Annotated in this window: 17 protein-coding genes; 10 read left to right on the forward strand and 7 right to left on the reverse strand. The window is 65.6% G+C overall.

All coding sequences use genetic code 11. The features are described 5' to 3' along the window. Nucleotides 1–39 precede the first annotated feature (39 nt). Nucleotides 40–495, reverse strand: coding sequence for a hypothetical protein (locus H6718_29535; GenBank protein ID MCB9589593.1), 456 nt, complete (start codon nucleotides 493–495; stop codon nucleotides 40–42). Between the two features lie 459 nt (nucleotides 496–954). Here H6718_29535 and H6718_29540 point away from each other — a divergent pair, with 459 nt between their 5' ends. From H6718_29540 to H6718_29550, 3 genes are all read left to right on the forward strand, one after another. Next, a complete protein-coding gene (locus H6718_29540) occupies nucleotides 955–1,992 on the forward strand; it encodes a 2-dehydropantoate 2-reductase (GenBank protein MCB9589594.1) in 1,038 nt (345 codons plus the stop codon). A gap of 149 nt (nucleotides 1,993–2,141) precedes the next feature. Further along, a complete protein-coding gene (locus H6718_29545; GenBank protein ID MCB9589595.1) occupies nucleotides 2,142–2,804 on the forward strand; it encodes a class I SAM-dependent methyltransferase in 663 nt (220 codons plus the stop codon). Nucleotides 2,805–2,839: 35 nt separating this feature from the next. After that, nucleotides 2,840–4,102, forward strand: coding sequence for an FAD-dependent monooxygenase (locus H6718_29550; protein MCB9589596.1), 1,263 nt, complete (start codon nucleotides 2,840–2,842; stop codon nucleotides 4,100–4,102). A 95-nt stretch (nucleotides 4,103–4,197) separates the two neighbouring features. Here H6718_29550 and H6718_29555 read toward each other — a convergent pair whose 3' ends face one another. From H6718_29555 to H6718_29580, 6 genes are all read right to left on the reverse strand, one after another. Beyond that, nucleotides 4,198–4,908 carry a hypothetical protein gene (locus H6718_29555; protein ID MCB9589597.1) on the reverse strand — a complete coding sequence of 237 codons (711 nt, stop codon included), beginning with the start codon at nucleotides 4,906–4,908 and terminating at the stop codon, nucleotides 4,198–4,200. 85 nt (nucleotides 4,909–4,993) lie between these two features. Beyond that, nucleotides 4,994–5,548 (reverse strand): orotate phosphoribosyltransferase, encoded by a 555-nt coding sequence (gene pyrE, locus H6718_29560; protein ID MCB9589598.1) that lies wholly within the window; start codon nucleotides 5,546–5,548, stop codon nucleotides 4,994–4,996. Nucleotides 5,549–5,551: 3 nt separating this feature from the next. Then, complete coding sequence (locus H6718_29565; protein ID MCB9589599.1) at nucleotides 5,552–6,187, reverse strand: polymer-forming cytoskeletal protein; 636 nt, start codon at nucleotides 6,185–6,187, stop codon at nucleotides 5,552–5,554. Between the two features lie 11 nt (nucleotides 6,188–6,198). Next, entirely contained in the window at nucleotides 6,199–6,513 is a 315-nt protein-coding gene (locus tag H6718_29570) for a polymer-forming cytoskeletal protein (GenBank protein ID MCB9589600.1), read from the reverse strand. Nucleotides 6,514–6,594: 81 nt separating this feature from the next. Then, entirely contained in the window at nucleotides 6,595–6,936 is a 342-nt protein-coding gene (locus tag H6718_29575) for a polymer-forming cytoskeletal protein (protein MCB9589601.1), read from the reverse strand. 170 nt (nucleotides 6,937–7,106) lie between these two features. Continuing rightward, nucleotides 7,107–7,820, reverse strand: coding sequence for an RNA methyltransferase (locus H6718_29580; protein ID MCB9589602.1), 714 nt, complete (start codon nucleotides 7,818–7,820; stop codon nucleotides 7,107–7,109). A 174-nt stretch (nucleotides 7,821–7,994) separates the two neighbouring features. On the opposite strand from H6718_29580, the gene H6718_29585 reads away from it, so the two are divergent. The 7 genes from H6718_29585 (at nucleotide 7,995) to H6718_29615 (ending at nucleotide 17,241) form a co-directional block, all read left to right on the forward strand. Further along, on the forward strand, nucleotides 7,995–8,855 hold the full coding sequence (locus H6718_29585) for a Dyp-type peroxidase (GenBank protein ID MCB9589603.1): 861 nt from the start codon (nucleotides 7,995–7,997) through the stop codon (nucleotides 8,853–8,855). A gap of 103 nt (nucleotides 8,856–8,958) precedes the next feature. Beyond that, the gene (locus H6718_29590; protein MCB9589604.1) at nucleotides 8,959–9,543 is read left to right on the forward strand and encodes a hypothetical protein; all 585 of its coding nucleotides are present in this window, start codon (nucleotides 8,959–8,961) and stop codon (nucleotides 9,541–9,543) included. Nucleotides 9,544–9,603: 60 nt separating this feature from the next. Further along, nucleotides 9,604–10,785 carry an AAA family ATPase gene (locus H6718_29595; protein MCB9589605.1) on the forward strand — a complete coding sequence of 394 codons (1,182 nt, stop codon included), beginning with the start codon at nucleotides 9,604–9,606 and terminating at the stop codon, nucleotides 10,783–10,785. Further along, the gene (locus H6718_29600; protein ID MCB9589606.1) at nucleotides 10,772–11,266 is read left to right on the forward strand and encodes a hypothetical protein; all 495 of its coding nucleotides are present in this window, start codon (nucleotides 10,772–10,774) and stop codon (nucleotides 11,264–11,266) included. Before H6718_29595 ends, H6718_29600 begins: the two co-directional genes overlap by 14 nt. Continuing rightward, the gene (locus H6718_29605) at nucleotides 11,263–13,056 is read left to right on the forward strand and encodes a hypothetical protein (protein ID MCB9589607.1); all 1,794 of its coding nucleotides are present in this window, start codon (nucleotides 11,263–11,265) and stop codon (nucleotides 13,054–13,056) included. The genes H6718_29600 and H6718_29605 overlap by 4 nt, the downstream gene beginning before the upstream one ends. An 85-nt stretch (nucleotides 13,057–13,141) precedes the next feature. Beyond that, nucleotides 13,142–16,054: a hypothetical protein gene (locus tag H6718_29610; protein MCB9589608.1), complete on the forward strand. Its 2,913-nt coding sequence runs from the start codon at nucleotides 13,142–13,144 to the stop codon at nucleotides 16,052–16,054. Between the two features lie 263 nt (nucleotides 16,055–16,317). Then, the gene (locus H6718_29615; protein ID MCB9589609.1) at nucleotides 16,318–17,241 is read left to right on the forward strand and encodes a hypothetical protein; all 924 of its coding nucleotides are present in this window, start codon (nucleotides 16,318–16,320) and stop codon (nucleotides 17,239–17,241) included. Nucleotides 17,242–17,315 lie beyond the last annotated feature (74 nt).

The following is a 17,315-nucleotide window of genomic DNA, read 5'->3' on the forward strand; positions in this document are numbered from 1 at the left end:
CATACAGCACCTGGTAGCCGATGGCGCCGGATGACGCAGTCAGTCTTCGGGGGCTTCTTTCGCGCTCTTCAGCACCAGCGCGCGCGCTCGCGTCACGAAGTCCGCTGCATTCAGGGCGCCGCTGTCTATCAGCTGCTTGGCGTCAGCCATGCCGAGGTGCAAGTGCTGGCGCAGCGCCTTCAACGCCTTGACCGGCTTCCCCGCATCCAGATCTCGGCGTGCCGCGTGGATCCAATCTTCTTGTAGTGATGGCAAGCGACCGTCCCGCACGAAGCGATTGGCTTCGGCGTAGGTCAAGCCTCCAACGTCCACCAACAAGCGCTCGGCTCCGTTGCCTCGCCCCGTTGCGTGCGCCTCGACGGCCCTCGCAACCCAAGCGTCAGGAGTCTCCACGCTGCCCTTCAGCACTAGAGTGGCGCCGCAGAACTTGCAGGTTCCCGCTCCAGAGGCGTCCGCGCCGCAGCGCGGGCACGCGAGCACTTCAAGCTCAGTCACGGGTGTCACCGTAACACATCAGCGCTGTCGTTCTCGTCCTCCGGGACTAGTGTCCTGTCTCCGTAGTTCGCTGCAAAACTCGCCCGCCCCCTCAGGGTGTGGGCGCACGAGTTTTGCGCCTTCGCGCTACTTTTGAGACGAGGAAACGCTGTGTTGATTTGTTCGGCGAATCACAGATTCGCCTCACTAGCAGGATGCTGAAAAGCTTCGTTTTTCAGCATCCTGCGTGCTTATCCGCGCGGATCTTCGAACCACGCTCTCGCAAAACCCCATGAAAGTGAGGGTTTTGCGAGAGCGAGATCTGGTCGATTTGTGCGCGGGCACGGTCGTTGTTGATTGGCAGGGTGTTTTTCAACACCCTGCTAGGATACCCGGCATGTTGGAACTCGAATTCGCGCCCCGGAGGCCCGATCAAGCAACGGCTGAGCTCGCCCCTCGAGCCCTTTCCGAGGTGGCATGATGTCGGAACCGCTCAAGGTAGGCGTGTTCGGCGCCGGCGCGATTGGTGGCTATCTGGGACTGCGCTTGGCGGCGGGGGACGCTGATGTCGTGCTGCATGGACGACCGTGGCTGGCTGAGGTCGCAGACGAGCTGTGTGCCTTCGACCTGGAGGGCAAGCGTTTCGCCCCCAAAGTGCGCGTGGTGACGGATCCAAGCGCGCTCTCCGACGTGGATGTGTGCCTGGTTACGGTCAAGAGCGCCCAGACCGACGGCGCGGCCGAGGAGCTCAGCCGCGTGTTGGCGCCTGGGGCCCTGGTGGTGAGCTTCCAGAACGGCATGCGCAACGCGGAGCGCCTGCGTCAGGTGCTGAGGCAGCAAACCGTCGTGCCGGCGATGGTTTCATTCAACGTGGTCATCGAGGAGGACCGACGTTTCCGTCAGGCAACAAGTGGGCCCTTGAGCGCGGGACGAGTGCTCGGCTCGGGCTTGTTCACGCTGGAGCGCTTGGAGGCTTGTTTTGGCAGAGGTGGGTTGCCCCTCGAGCTGCATCACGACATCGGCAACGTACAGGCGGGGAAGCTGCTCGTGAATCTGAACAACGGGGTCTCCGCCGCGGTTGGCATGACGATCAAGGACGCGGTGTCCAATCGGGACATTCGGCGTTGCTTTGCGGCGTGTGTGTCCGAGGGGTTGGACGTCTTCCGGCGCACGGGGCTACGTCCCGCCAAGGTCGTCGCGCTGCCGCCAGCGATCATCGTCAAGGCGCTCCCGCTGCCTGACGCAATTTTCCTGCGCATTGCCAAACCGCTCGTGACCATCGATCCTCGGGCTAAGTCGAGTACATTGCAGGACCTGGAGCGTGGTCGCCGCACGGAAATTGACGACCTGAACGGAGAGGTCGTGGACCGTGCCCAAGGTGCTGGACTCGCTGCCCCGGCAAACCAGGTGATCGCCGATGTGATCCACGAGCTCGAAGAGGCCGCAGTCGCGCAGCAAAAGTTGCCGTTTCTCACGTCGAGGGAGCTTTGGGCGAGGATCTCCGCCGCGCTTGGGTAAGGAAACTGCGCTTGGGTAAGGAGACCGCGCTCGGGTAAGGAAACTGCGCTGGGGCAAGGGAGCTGCGCTGGGGCAAGGGAGCTGCGCTGGCCGGGGCAGCTGAGCGTTGACTGGTTGCTTCGCGAGACTCGTAGTGTGAGGATTCTTGCATGGAACGAGTCGTTGAACCGGAGCTGATGGACGAAGCAGAGCAGGCGTTGGCCTATGCTCAAGCGGACTTCTCGGAGCCGAACGCCGCGTTCGCGGAGCTGGTGGCTGGAGCCGTGCCTCAGGGCGCTCACCGGGTGGTGGATCTAGGCTGCGGACCAGCGGACATCCCTGTGCGCTTGGCGCGCGCGTTTACTGCGTGGAAAATAGACGCAGTGGATGGCGCTGAGGCGATGTTGGCTCACGGACGGCGTCTGGTGGATCGAGAGGGATTGGGGAGTCGGATCTCGCTCACGCGCGCGCTGCTGCCCGACCTGCCGTTGCCCGCGCACGCGTACGACCTGGTGATCAGCAACAGCTTGCTCCACCATCTGCACGAGCCGCGAGTGATGTGGCAGAGCGTGCGTCGGCTCGCCAAGCCGACGGCCTACGTGATCGTGATGGACCTGTTTAGGCCAGATTCAGAGACAGAGGTGAAGCACCTGGTCGATACCTACGCGGGAGACGCGCCCGACGTGCTCAAGCGGGACTTCGAGGCGTCCTTGCGCGCGGCCTTCACGGTGGAAGAGGTCAAGCAGCAGCTGGCTGCCGCCGCGTTGGGCGGGCTCAGCGTGCGCGCGACAAGCGACCGCCACCTCGTCGTCTCTGGCGATCTGTCGCGCTAGCAATCCGTTGGCCGCCAGCGCATGCTCGGAGGCTGGTGGACGTCGGGATCATAGGCGCAGGCTACGCAGGAACCGCGCTCGCACTCTTCCTGGCGCGGGCTGGCCATGCGGTGCGTGTGTACGAGCGCGTCCCGGACCCTGGCCCGGTGGGCGCAGGGATCTTGCTGCAGCCGACAGGCATGTGCGTGCTTGAGGCGCTCGGCTTGCTCGAGCCGGTGCTGTCTCGCGGGGCGCTGGTGCGCCGACTAGAAATCCATAGGGAAAAACAACGCGAGGTCATGACTTTGGAGTACGCGGGGCTCGGCGCGACTTCGTTTGCCCAAGGCATGCATCGGGGCGCTCTCTACGAGGTGCTGCTCGCGGCCGTTCGTCGCGCCCCGATTGAGCTGGTTTGTGGCTGTGAGGTGGTGCGCGGCAGGCCGCGGGTCGCTGCAGGCGGCGGCTGGAGACTATGGGACTCGGGCGGTGCGGTGATCGGGGAGCATGAATTGCTCGTCGTTGCGGGGGGCGCGCACTCGAGCCTCGATCTCGCGCCCGCTCCTGCGCGCCACGTCAGAGATTACCCGTGGGGCGCAGCGTGGGCGGTGTTGCCCGACCCCGAGCGCGTGTTCGTGGACGCCCTCCGGCAACGCGTGCGTGGTACCCGGCGCATGTTGGGCTTCTTGCCCACGGGGCTGGGGCCGGAATCCTCGGGGAATCAGACCCCGCTGGTGAGTGTGTTTTGGAGTTTGGAGCGCGATGCCGCCGGCGGCTGGCGTGAAGCGGGGGTCGAGGCGTGGCGTGACGAAGTGATCCAGATGGCGCCCGAAGGCGAAGCTCTAGTGAGCGAGCTCAAGAGTCTGGATCAGCTGTTGTTTGCCTCCTACGCGGACGTGAGCATGGCGCGCCTGAATGGCCCCGGTCTGGTCTACCTGGGCGACTCTGCGCACGCGATGAGTCCCCAGCTCGGGCAAGGCGCGAATCTCGCGTTGATGGACAGCTGGGTGCTCGCGCAGTGCTTGAGCAGTGAGCAATCACTGGATGAGCGCCTTGCTGCGTTCGCGGATGCGCGAGCTGCGCACCTCGGGTACTACCAGTGGGCGACTCGCTTCCTGACGCCGTTCTTCCAGTCGGGCTACGGCGGGCTTGGATTGCTGCGAGACCTCAGCATTCCGCTTGTCGCCCGCTTCCCGCTGTTCCAACGCTTGATGTTGGAGTCGATGGCTGGGCTGCGCACCGGGGTGTTGCCCTCTCAGCGCCTCGAGTTGGCTCAGCCAGCGCAGGCCGCGCGTTGGTTCGAGGCTCACTCCAGCGAGTAGCGGCGCACCCTCACCCCCAAACCCGGGAGATCCAGGGTGCACGTGGCTCAGAAGGCACGCGGCTCAGAAGGCGCGCGGTTCAGAAGGCGCGCGGCTCAGAAGGCATAGCGCAGCGACGCGATGCCTAGCCACATCATCTCGGTGGCTGTGGAGCGTTGCCGTGCGAAACCGGTGTCGTAGTTGCGTGCCCCGCCGGCGACGGACAGCGCGTAGTGCGGGCTGACTTGGTACCACTCGAGCCCGAGCAGACCGCCAAAGTACGGGTTGAGATCCTGAGCGTCGCGGTAGCCGTAGACCTGGAGCACGTCTTCCGTGGCTTTTGCTGCTCCGACGCTGCCTTGAAGGTAGATGCCGAAGCGATCCGTCGGGCGCACGGTGAAGCGCACGCCTCCGCCGAAACCCCAAATCGCGAACGCACGCGGCTGCGGCGGGGGGTTGGCGTAGCTGGTGTTCGCGAACATCAAGTCGCCCTCGCCGAACACCATTGCCCACTTGAAGATCTCGTAGCCGACCTGCAGGTGAAACCACGGCGAGGTTGGAGTCACGTTCTTCAACGTACCCGCGTAGCCCATCGCGCCGAGCCCACTCTCCACCACGAAGCCGTGGGCGCGTGGCGGTCGGGGAGGCGCCTCGTCGTCCCCTTCCGCCGGCTCGTCGCCGCGAGTGTCCGGGAGCGATCGCGCCTCGAGCCAAGCCTCGATCTCTTCGCGGCTCGGCTGCTTCTCAGCCTCGGCTTCGTCTGCTGCGGCGGCTACCGACGACCAGCAGAGCAACGCCGCGCAAGGCAGGATCCAACGGGCACCCACGCTGCGAGACTAACGCGAAATCGCGCCTTTGAGGCGCGAATTTACTGAGGAATCAGCGGCTGATTTGCGCGCTACCCGCAGCCCGTCAGTCCGGGATGAAGTCTTTGCGCGTGAAAAGTGCCTTGAAGGCGAGACCGCCGCCCAAGATGGTCTCAGCGCCACCTTCCAAGCGATCCACGAGCGCGGCGATGGCGACCACCTCGGCGCCCTCCGCCTTGAGCGTCTCGACCGCACGCAGCGACGAACCGCCGGTGGTGACGACATCCTCCAGCATCACGACGCGCAGGCCCGGCTTGAGCGCTTTGTCGCCCTCGACCATCTTCGCGCTGCCGTGATCCTTGCGCTGCTTGCGGATGTAGAGCGCAGGCAGATCGTGTCCACGCTGGTGACTCACCAGGGAAACGGCGCTCGCGAGTGGGCAACCACCGAGCTCGACACCACCGACCGCATCGCACTCGGGGAGCTCGCTCAATAGATCGAACATCAACTCGCCAACGAGGGCATGTCCCTCAGCGGTGAGCACCGTCTGCTTGCAGTCGATGAAGAAGTCGCTCTCACGACCGCTGGCTAGGATCACCTTCTTGCGCGCGAAGCTGAGCTCCCGCAGGAGCTCCAGCAGGCGCTGACGCCGATCGCTCATGGCTCAGCGGGCCTTTCGCTTCTTCTTGGCTTGGGCGCCACGGCGCACGGCGGGCACGACGGGTGCCGGCGGGGTGCGGCTCTTGCGGCTCTTGGGCGCCGCTTCTTTGGCAGCCGGCTTGGCCGACTTGCTCTCGGCCTTTTCCTCTGGCTTGGGCTTTGCCGGGCTGGCTTGAGTCTTGGCCGCGACACTGCGGCGGCTGGGAACCGGCGCTGCAGCTGCACGAGCTGGGGCAGCACTGCGACTTGGAGAAGCACTACGAACGGGTGCCGCTGGCACGCTGCGAGCGGCGCTCGCGCTACGTGCAGCGCGCGGGGCTGGCTCGCCCTCCGTCTGCACCAAGCCGCGCACCAGCGCGCCTTCGCCGATGCCGATCCGTGCGGCAATGATGTCACCAACGACGCGCGCACCGGGATCGATGCTGATGCTGTCGCTGGCCTTCAGGTCCCCGGCGACTTGGCCGGCGATGCGCAGGCTTGCGCCTTGAATGCTGCCACGCACCCGACCTGCGCCACCCAGCACGACGTCGCCTTCCATGGCGATGTCGCCCTCGACGGTGCCTTCGACCACCAGCGAACCACTGCCGGTGACGTTTCCGCGGATGCGCGTCGTCGCGCCAATGATCGACTCGTCAGACATGCGGCTTTACCTCACGCGTCCATGTCGACGTTGCCCTTGAACGAGGCTCCGTCTGCAATCGTCAGGCGGGCTGCCTTGACGTCTCCGATTAGGCGACCGCCTGCCTGGATGTCCACGCGCTCCGACGCGGTGACGTTACCCGTCACGCGCCCCGCCACACTCAACGAAGCGGCGTTGATGTCCGCCTCCACGGTGCCCTCGGTACCCACCGAGACCACATCACCCGCGGTCAACGTGCCGCGCAACGTGCCGTGGACCACGACCTCTTCCTCACTCGTGAGCTCGCCGTCGATGCTGAGCCCTTCACCAATCACCGTGCCTGCCATGGGGAAAATCCTCCGTGAAGCTACCGCTCGCTATGCCGCGGGAAAAAGTTCAGATGCAGCCGTCCACTTGGACGGCGCCGTTTAGAAGTCGAGCTCGAACTCCGTCTCCAGCCGCACGGCAACGCGCGCGCCGGGATCGATCGTCACCTGAGAGCCCACCAAGGTGCCGCGCACCGTCGCGCCGTCGCGCACGGTGATGGGACCCGAAGTGCGCGCATCCCCAACCAGCGATCCGGCGAGGTCCAGCGACTCAGCCGCCACGTCGCCTTCGACAGCGGCATTGGCGAGCACTTCCATCGGGCCGGAAATGCTGACGTCCCCCCGGACGCTGCCTTCGAGGCGCAACGCTCCGTTGCCACTGACACGCCCCACGAGCTGGGTGGACGCGCCGATCACGCTGGTTTCTTGAGACTTGCTTGCCATCGAAGTCACCTTCGGCCGCTCGGCACGCTAGTACCGACCTCGGCAGGTTGAAATCGCGAATTGTAGAGGGGTTCGTTGCGCCGCTATCGACGCCCGAATCAAGGAGAACCCCGGTAGCACAGGGCCGCGGCTGGAGTCACCCCCGCTCGCTCGCTCAGGGGCGCGTTGTCTCAGCGAGGCTGCAAATTAGCCAGGATCTCGCCTGCACGGTGCACCGAACGGAACAGTCCTCGGGCATATAGCCGACGTTGGTCGTCCGCCGGCAGATCCCCCGGTCGGTCCCGAGTGGCCGCCGCGAGGAGCACCGCGGCGGAGACGCTGACGTTCAAGCTCTCCACGAAGCCACGCATGGGCACCCGCACGCTCCGGTCCGCCGCGCGCATCAACACTTCGCCAATGCCTTCGTGTTCGTTGCCGAGCACCAACGCGAGCTTCGGGATGTTCACCAAGTCTTCCGGCATCAGCTCACCCTCAGGGTGAGTGGCGACCAACGTGAATCCCGCCTCGCGGAGGCTCTCGATCGACTCGAGCGGGCTCGCGTGGACGATCACGTCCACCCAGCGCTCCGTGCCTCGCGCGACACCCGTGGAAACGAAGAAGCTGTCCTCCGCTTGGGGCACGACGTGGATTTGCTGCACCCCGAACGCTTCAGCGCTGCGCACGATGGCGGCGCCGTTGTGGGGATCGTGGGGCTCATCCATGACCACGGTGACGCTGGAGAGGCGCTGCGCGATCACCTCTTGCATGCGTTCCTGACGCGACTTCAGCGTCAGGGGTTCGAGCGCGTCGATTACGCCTTCGACGCTCCACTGCGTGGGCCAGGGCAACGCGGTGCTGTAGAGCTCGCTGACTTCGACGACGTCGTCTTCTTCCTGTCGCTTCACGCGTACCTCGATCCTGGAGCGGGAGTTTGCTGCGAGCTTATCACCGACCCGCGTCGCTCGGGTCAACAGCGCCGCCGGGGATTTAGCGCGCATTTGCCGGTTCTCACCGGGCGATGTGGGGGCGATGATGCCACACCCATGACTGCCCAGCCGACGCTCTTCCAACCCGCGATCATGCAGCCTCTTCCCGCGTTTGGTCGCTACCTGTTCCTGCGCCAGATCCCAGATACGGATCCGCGGCCGGTGCTCGAAGCAGTTGGCGAGTCTGCGTGGAACGCCGAGTGGGTTTTGGGGGTGAGCCACAGCCTCGCGGCCAGCGTGGGTGCGTCCGTGGACGCGTTGCGGGAGATCCCAGCCTTGAGTGGACCCGGCGTGTCTTCGCCTTCGACGCCCTGTGCGCTCTGGGTTTGGCTCCGCGGCGAGAGCCCCGGCGAGCTGCTCCTGGAGAGCCAGCGTCTGCTGCGCAAGCTTGGGCCTGCTTTCGAACTAGTGCGCGCGGTGTCGGCGTTCACCCACGACACCAATCGTGATCTGAGCGGTTACGAAGACGGTACGGAGAACCCCAAAGGTGAGGACGCCGTTGCCGCCGGGATCCGCACGGAAGGGCCCACTGGAGTTGCCGGTTCGAGCTACGTCGCGGTGCAGCTTTGGCGCCACGACTTCGAGGCCCTTGAACGGATCCTCCCGGAACAGCGCGACTTGGTCATTGGCCGGCAGATCTCCGACAATGAGGAGCTGGACGACGCGCCGCCATCGGCGCACGTCAAGCGCACCGCGCAAGAGAGCTTCGAACCCGAGGCGTTCGTCTGGCGGCGCTCCATGCCTTGGAGTGATGGAGCGGACGCGGGCCTGATGTTCGTGGCATTTGGCCGTTCCTTCGACGCCTTCGAGGCACAGCTGCGGCGCATGGTGGGGCTCGACGACGGCATCACAGATGCGCTGTTTCGCTTCACGACGCCGCTGACGGGCAACTACTTTTGGTGTCCACCCGTCAGAGACGGGCGGCTCGATTTTCGGGCACTGCTGAAAGACTGAGCGCTGCAACGGCTCGGGTGACCGGACCGAGACGACTGACGCCCGAGCGTGCGACCGCTTGCGCCTGGGCGGCCGGCCAAGGCCGTGCTAGCTCCAATTCGTCATGAAGATGGCTTACGTCTTGGGGGCAGCGATCATCGGCGCGGCGGGCATCGGCTTCTTCGTCACCACGCCGAAGGATCAGCCGAAGCAGGAGCAAGTCCGAGTGGCGGCGGAGAACGCCGACTTGCCTCCAGGGCACCCGCCAACGGGCGGCGCGGTCGACGAATCCGAAGAGCTACCGCCGGGGCATCCTGCGGTTGGGGATGAGCAACAGGACATGCCACCGGGTCATCCTCAAGTTGGCTCCGCTACGGATCTACCTCCCGGGCACCCGGGAGCAGGCGCCGCGCCTGCGCCTGCACAAGGCGACGCCGCGGGTGACGTCAGCGGTGAGGTGCTCGAGACGATTCAGGTCAGCTCTTACACCTACGTTCGGCTGAAGACGCCCAAGGGCGAGGTTTGGGCAGCAGTTGGTAAGACAGACCTCTCCAAGGGGCAGCACGTGGAGATCCAGCGCGCCACCCTGATGCACGATTTTTCCAGTCCGACCCTCAAGCGCTCCTTCAAGGAGATCTACTTCGGCATGCTGGCTCCGACGAAACCGCGCGGAGACAAGCCCAGCAAGGGTGCCAACACGCCGCTGTAGCCAGCGACTGCTCTCCAACAAGCGGCGTGCTACATAGCGGCCGTGACAACCGAGCAGGGGCTGGTCGCCCGCCACGCTGAAGAGCTGAGGCGGGCGGTCGAGGATGCGAGCCGTGGTCTGGTCCAACGCGAGTCGTTGGTCGAGCTGGTCGTGCTGTGTGCCGTCGCGCGTGAGCACTTGTTGGTGATTGGTCCGCCTGGCACCGCCAAGAGCGAAGCCGTGCGGCGCATCGCCCGACGCTTGGGCGGCGGCTACTTCGAGTACCTGGTTGGTCGCTTCACCGAACCAACGGAGATCTTCGGGCCAATCAACCTGCAGAAACTCAAGCAAGGTGTGGTCGAGGCGGAGACCCGCGGGATGCTGCCAGAGGCAGACATCGCCTTCCTGGATGAGGTCTTCCTCGGTTCGACGGCAATCTTGAACACCTTGCTCGCCATCTTGAACGAGCGCCGGTTTCGTCGCGGGCACACCGACCTCCACTGCCCGCTCAGAGTTTGTGTCGGTGCCGCGAACAGTCTCCCGGAGGAAACACAACTCGCAGCCTTCGCCGATCGCTTCTTGGTGCGGCAGTTCGTGGAACCTGTGGGGGACACGAGCCTGGAGGCGTTGCTCGAAGCTGGTTGGTCGCTTGGAGCCGCGGCTCCCAAGCCAGCGCCAAAGCAAGCGCTCGAGGCCTTGGACGGCTTGAGTAAGGCAGCGCTCGCCCTCGACCTGGCTCCTGTGCGTGCGGATATGGCCCACGCGGTGCGTCTGCTTCGCCGCGCCGGCATCGAGTGGACGGATCGTCGCATTGTGCGCTCCCAGCGCTTGGTCGCGGCGAGTGCGGTGCTGGCTGGCCGCGCTGAGGTCAGTCGAGCGGACCTGTGGCCGTTGATCTTCGCGCTTCCGACCGCGGAGGCGCAGGCGGCGGGGCGTGAGGTGCTCGCGGAGCTCTTGAGCGAGTCGCAAAACACCAGCCTGTTGAGCGCAGCGCTCGAGAGCTCTCTGGGAGCGCGGGCGCGAGCAGGACGCCTGCTGCGAGACGGTCGCGCGCTGCTAGACGATCGCCAAGCGGCGGCTGACCGCGGCGCCTGGCGCCTGGCGGTGGAAAACCTTGCGCGCGACATCGACGCCAGTTTTGGCAGTCAGAACCTCGAACCTGAGCTGCAGGCCCTGCGAGAAGAGGTGGTCAAGGTTTTGGGAGAGCAGCAGGCAACAGATGCCGCTGACGACGTGACTGGAGCGCCAGGTGGAGCCGGCTGAGCTTCCTCGTAGCTTCCTCGCCCAGCGCAGCCGGCTACGCCAGGCGCCGCTGGAGCCACTTGCGGTGATGGCGAGCGGGCCGACCGTAGCGGTGCTGCTGGAGCAGCTGTTGACCTGGCCCGAGCAGAGCCAAACTGGCGAGCGTTGCCTCGCGGATCTGCGCGCAGCGCGCACGGCGGACACCCTCTTCCTACTCGGTGAGACCCGGAGCTTGCCGTGGGTCGACGGCGTGCGCTACCTGGGCCGTGACGTCGAAGCTCCAGACTTGCTGCTACCGACGGACGCGGAGCCCGCGCTACCCCTCGCGTGGTTTCGCGCGGCGCTCGCCCGCGGTGCTGCTACCCACGCCGGCGCCGAACCTCCCTTCGCAATCTGTTTCGCGCCGCCGCGGATCGTTAGCTTGGCGGCAGCGCGGGCGCTTTGCCGTGAGGATCTGCTTCACTGGCGCGCAGAACTCGAGAGGAGTCACGACGCTCCGTGAGCGCTCTGCCGCCCGCGCTGCGGCCATGGGCCGAACAGCTCGCGCCGTTCGAAGCGGAGGTCGCTCGCGTGCTTGGAGGCTATCTGCTGCGCCTCGCCGCGGCGCTCGGCGATCTGGGGCGCGGGCGACGGGGTGACACCGAGCCGGATGGCTTCGACGGGCTGACGAGTCGTGGCCCCTACGAGCGCCTGCTCGCGAGCGAGTGGTTGCTTCACGACGAGCTGCCTGAGGAGTTCTTGCGCCGCGCCGCCATGAACGAGCAACTGTTCCTTGAACGGAGCTTCGCGACGCCCCAGCGGAGTCGTCACGTTTTCGTGTTGCTCGACACAGGATGCGAACAGCTCGGGGCGCCACGGTTGGTGCACCTGGCGTGGCTGATCTTGCAGAAGCAGCGCGCCGACGCGGCGCACGCGTCGTTCTCCTGGGGTGTGATCCAGGAACCAGAGGTCGTGCATCAAGAGCTTGCGCCAAGCCGTGTGGAGCGGATGCTGCGTGATTCTCCGTTTCGGCTCCCAGCGCGCAACGAGCTCGAGCACTGGGCGTTCACAATCAAGGCACTGAGCGGGACCGAGGAGTCCGAGGTGTGGCGCGTCGGCGGGCGTCACCTGCTCTCCCTGGATTGCGAACCAGAGTCATTCGTCTTGTGCGTCGAGCCGGAGGTGACGCGGGAGAGCCAATCCCGACTTACGGTGCGCTGCTATGCGTCCGGGCGCTATCAAAGCCCGCAGCGGACGCTGCATCTCGATTTGCCCGAGTCAAGGCTGGCAGTCCGTATCCTTAGGGAACCAATGGCGCGCGCAGCGGTGAGCGCGCCAGCTCGCGGCGCGCCAATCGCCACCAGCGACGGCGTCGTCTTGCATGCGGATCAGCGCAGGGCTTGGGCACTTACTCAAGAGGGCACGCTGATGACGCTGCACATCCCGCAGTCCGTGCGGGAACCTGCGGCGCCTGTACGCTTCACCCAGCTGGCTCGGCACGGTACGCCCGTGGCGGTTGGCTACTCGCCGTCACGTAAGCGTGGCGTGGCGCTGTGCGTGAACTCGTACGGGCGCGCGGTGCTGGTCGTGATCGGCAAACAGGGCGGCGTCATGGAAACGCAGCAGCTAGGCGGTGACGGTGTTTCGGCCGAGGTGCGTTACGGCGCGCCGCTGGGGCAGCTGTTCTTGGCGCGGAGCGACCTTGGCCTGTCTCGTTCGGAGCGCGCGGAGAGCGAGGAGTTCCTCTGTGTGTTTGGTGACCGGCTTTTCCACGTGGCTTGGGGGGCATGCAACCAGCTGGATGTCGAGGACATCCTGGGCTTTGCACCCGCGCACTACGGCGTGCTGCTCGCCGTTTGGAAGGACAAGGCGGTCCGTGTGGTGAAGGCCAAGCTGTCCGAAGCGTGGGCGGTCGAGTATGCCCAGCTCGGTTCCGTGCTGGAAGACGTAGGTGGCCGGGTGTTGCTCTCTCCGGAGCCGATGCACCCACGGCGCGCGTACCTGAATACCTCGGGGAAATGGATAGTGCGTGATGCCGGGCTGCAGGTGGAGTTGCCTGTGCCCGAGGGCGCAGGCCCCTGCGCCGTGCTTCACGGGGCTCGAGGGCCAGAGCTCTTGGCCATCGGGAAAGACCCCTGCCGTCTCTTCCGGATCAGCATGGATGGCTCGTCGCTGCTGTTGCGCTTCAAGCGTCGAATCGTCGACCTCGAGGCAAGTCAAGACAGGTTGGTTGTGCTGACGGAGGCCGGTCAGCTCTTCGCCTACCAGCTCAATCCGCTGGCACAGTTGGTCCACTATGAGCCTGGAGCCTGAATCCGTGCAGGATCTGACCCAGCTCGTTCGTTCGCCTCACTTGACGCACCGCGGGTCGGTGCTAGCGGACGGTTTCCTTATGGATATGGATCTCTCGGGGGTGGGGGAGGTGCGCCGTAGGGTCGCCGAGCTGACAGCCGTCGCGAGGCTCTTCGAGCTCCCCGGCCAGTTGTTGGTCGTGCTCCGTCGCCCGATGCGCCTGGACTCGGCGCGCGCGCCAGGGCTCGTTTTGGTCGACTACGGTGGCTGGCTCTCTGGACTGCCCCTTCGCGAGGCCGCGCTGCGGCAGCTTGGAACGCCAGCGGCTGGCGGCGCCTTGCTAGTCGTGCGCGCTGGAAGAGTTGAGACGCAGGTGCTGAGCGAACTCAACCTCGTGGATCCCAGCGAGTGGGTCGACTTGAGCGCCTTCGAGTGGCAGGTGGCTCAACCGCTACGACAGGTGCCGGCGCGCGAGGCTCCCGAGCCCGGACTCGCGAAAGCTTCCGAGCCCGAGTTGCTCGGTAGCGCCGGGATAGTCATCTCCGCGAGGCAAGGTGCAGCGCTACTGGCCCAGCGCCAGGCCGCGCTCGGTTCGGCGCGCAGCGTGCGCGAGGTGCTGGAAGCTCGGGCGGCGAGCGAGAGCCAAGATGAGTTTTCTACGTGGGACGTCGCTTCCGGGGCGTCGGGCCCAGCGCGCTTGACCCTTCGCGTGAAAACTGCGCGCCTACTGGCGCGTCTCTTGACGTTCCTTGCGCATTTCATCCGGCCCAGGAGTGACTCTGAGATGCGAGCGCTCCCACGCAGGGCGTCCGGGGTGGATACGGCGTCGGGGGCGGATGCGGCGTGGAGAGGCGACGCGCGGCAGCGTATGAAGCCCGGCACGCGCGAGCAAGGGCTACCGGACACCGACTACACGCCGCCAGAGCCTTCGTGGCTTCAGCGCTTCTCCCAGAGCTTGCAGGGCTGGGCGGCGCGTCTCTTGCTGCGGAGTCAGCTCGGAAACGCGTTGATGCGCCGTCAAGCAGATTTCCTGAGGGAAACGCTTGAGTTGCTCGATCGCGGAGAGTGGGATGAGGCACTGAAGCGGGCGATCCCCCTTGGGGGAGAGGCGAGTGGAGAGCCCAAGCCACCTCCCCTCAGCCTGCCGAGCAAGCGCAGTGAGCTGAGCATCCAACCCTGGCGAGCCAACTCGAGAACCAGCTCCTTGGGGCTTCAGGATGACCTGTATGAGGACATCCGCAGGCGCTATCGGCGTGCGTTCGAGGCGTTGGTCGAACGAGGGGAGATCGAAAAGGCGGCTTTCGTGCTCGCCGAGTTGCTTCACGCCAACGAGGAGGCCGTGTCCTTCCTCGAGCGCCACGAGCGCCTGACCTTGGCGGCAGAACTCGCCGAAGCCCGAAAGTTGGCGCCCGGCCTCGTCGTGCGCCAGTGGCTGCTTGCCGGTAACCGTGAACGCGCGATGCGCTTGGCGGTCCGTCACGCGGCGTTCGCGGATGCGATCAGCCGGCTGGAGCAAGGACACCAAGACTTGGCGCTACAGCTCCGCGCCCTGTGGGCCGACCGCCTCGCCAGTGTCGGGGATTACGTCGGGGCCGTCGACGCCGCGTGGGGCGCGGCAGATCTTCGGCCCTTGGTCAGGCGCTGGGCAGAGCTCGCTGCTCGTGTCGGTGGTGCTGTTACCGCGCGGATGTTGATACGGCAGGCGAGGTTGGCGCCTCATGAGGCTCAAGTGTGGTTCGAGCGCGTCGACGTGCTTAGCTCCGAGCTTCCAGAGCGCGGGGAGGACGACTCCGTCTGGCTGACGTTGCGCACCCTGGCTGAAGAGCTAGTGAGTGGTGCTGACAGCCGCGCGACGTGGCCCCTCCCCAAACAGGAGGCCGTGAGTCTCGCGCGCCTACTCGCCCCGCGTTTGCTGTCCGCTCTGGGGCGACGCGGCGAGGAGGTTCCTGGTCGTGGCACGGAACTCAGAGACTTGTTCACGTTGTGTGAGGATCCGGTGCTCGACTTCAGTTTGTCCAACGCGAAGGGACATGGGCGCAAGTCACCGGCGCCGCGCGTCTTGAGCATCGAACGCGGGATTGCGGAGGTTGGCTCGCTGCGCGTTCATGACGCCGTCGTACTGCCGGGAGGAAGCTACCTCGTCGCTCTCGGCGAGATTGGGCTCTGGGTGGTCACTCCTCGCGGCAAGGTCACTCAGCGTTTTGCCGAGCCGACAGAGCGCATCGTGATGTCACGCCACGGGGATCGAGCCATCTTGCTCGCCAAGCGTGGGGAAGTGTGGCGTCTGTCTCGGCTCGACCTGGTGGCGCGCCGTATTCAGCCGTGGCGCGACGCACGAATCGACGTCTATGCGGCGGAGTTCGACGGTCAGACCTGGTTGGTAGGACGCAGTGATCAAGCAGGCAGTGAGCAAACGAACTCCGCAGAGCTGCTGGCCATCGACGTGACGCGAGAGTGGGAGGCGGAGTCGCTGCTGCGGTGCACCGGGGTCATTCTTGCAATCACTGCAGGCGCTGAGTGTATCCGGGCGGTAATTGGAGGAGCGCAACCAGAGGTGTGGGAGTACGACCTTTCAGGCTTGACCCTACGAAGGCGCACCGCCTTGCCGGATCTGGGGGAGGTGATCCGCGCCACGGTAGGTACGGACGGAGAAGTGTGCGTCGCCGTCCAGAGCCAGGCGACAGAGTTCAAGGGGTACGCCGTCAAGGTGTTCACCCCTAGAAGTGGGACACGCTACGTCTTCCCTGAGTCGCCCAGCGTTGGCATTCCGGTCCTGGGGCGACGGCTCGCTGTGCCTGTGACTGAGGAGCGTTCCTTCGTCGGATATGTATTCGATCTCAGCGCACTCACCGTCGGATCACACCAAGTTCAGGTGCGTCTCGAAGGGCGTACCGCCACCCCCAGGGGTTCCATGCGGCTCTGCGGCGAGCAGTTGCTAGTTTTTGATGACTACGGCCGCTTGCTGCACTGCGATTTGGCGCAGCGGCGGCTCGTGGAGGAACTGCGGCTGACGCTGTAGCGAGGCGCTAGCCCGAAGTTCGAGCAACGCTCCCCGGATTGGGCAAATCTGAGCAGTGATTCCCGTGTGCTTTCCTTGGGTTTCGCACTAACGTGGTGAGACGGTGGGAGCGGCAGGCAAACCGACGCGCGGCTGGGTGAGCCTTCTGATTGGGGGCGTCGCGTGGGCTGCTTTTGCCTCTCCGGCTGACGCTCAGAGCGCTGCTTCGCTCATGGTGCTGCGTGAGGCAGACGCCCTCAGCTGTCCCGGGCACGATCAGCTCGTTGCGCGTTGAGTCCTTGCTCGAGCGACCGTTCGGGGCAGCGACGCAGGACCCGGTCACGCTACTCGTGCACTTCAAGCGCTCGCCTGCGGGCCTCGAGGCCGTCGTCACGATGAGCGGTGCGCGTAGGGGGATTCGCCGAATCCACACGGATGCGCAACCTGGCAGCTCCGGTGAGTGCGAAGAGCTTGGGGGCGCAGCTGCGTTGGCGATCAGCATGCTCCTCGACCCGACGCTGTCGCCGGTCGATGAGCCTTTGCCTGGCTCCCCCTATGACACGATGCAGGGCGAAGACCTGCCGCCTTCGCCGTACCCAGTGGTGCCACCAGACTTGGCGCCCCAGCTCATCGCGCCGCCGCTGCCAGCCGCCGCGCCCTTGCCCGGCGAAGAACGCGACGGTCGCCGTTTGCCGCTCGAGACACCGGATTGGTACTTTGGCTTGGGGCCCGCCGAAAGCGACGGTCTGGTTGGCGGGCAGGTCTTCGGTCTCGGAGCGTCCCTTGGAATTTTCCTTGGGGATAATGTGAGGGTGGGAATGCTGGGCCGCAAGTTCGCGGTTCGTACCCAGGCTCTTGGTGACGGAGAAGTGGAGATCGGTCTGACCCAGGTCGGACTGGAAGGCTGCTATTTCGGCGGCGAACGACCGTTGCAGCTCGGCGTTTGCGGCGCACTCCTGGGCGGCGCCATCCGTGGAGAAGCGTTTAATTTCCGCGAGGTATCATCTGCCACTCACCCCTGGTTCGGTGCGGAGGCTGGCGTCGCCGCCCTCTGGAGCTTTGCGCCGGGGCTCTGGCTCGGCGGGGACCTGCGCTTGGTGGCGCCTCTCAATGACGATCGCTTCGTCGTGCGTGGGGTGGGGGAGCTAACCCCCGGAAATCGTTTCGGCCAATCGGCTCAGATTGCGCTCGGATTTCGCGTCGAGTGATCGCGTGGCCAAACTAGGTACACTCACACTTACTGCGCGATTCTTGGCTGTGGCGCTGCGCGAAACCTTCGCGT

The sequence above is a fragment of the Polyangiaceae bacterium genome, assembly GCA_020633205.1.
GTDB lineage: Bacteria > Myxococcota_A > Polyangia > Polyangiales > Polyangiaceae > JAHBVY01.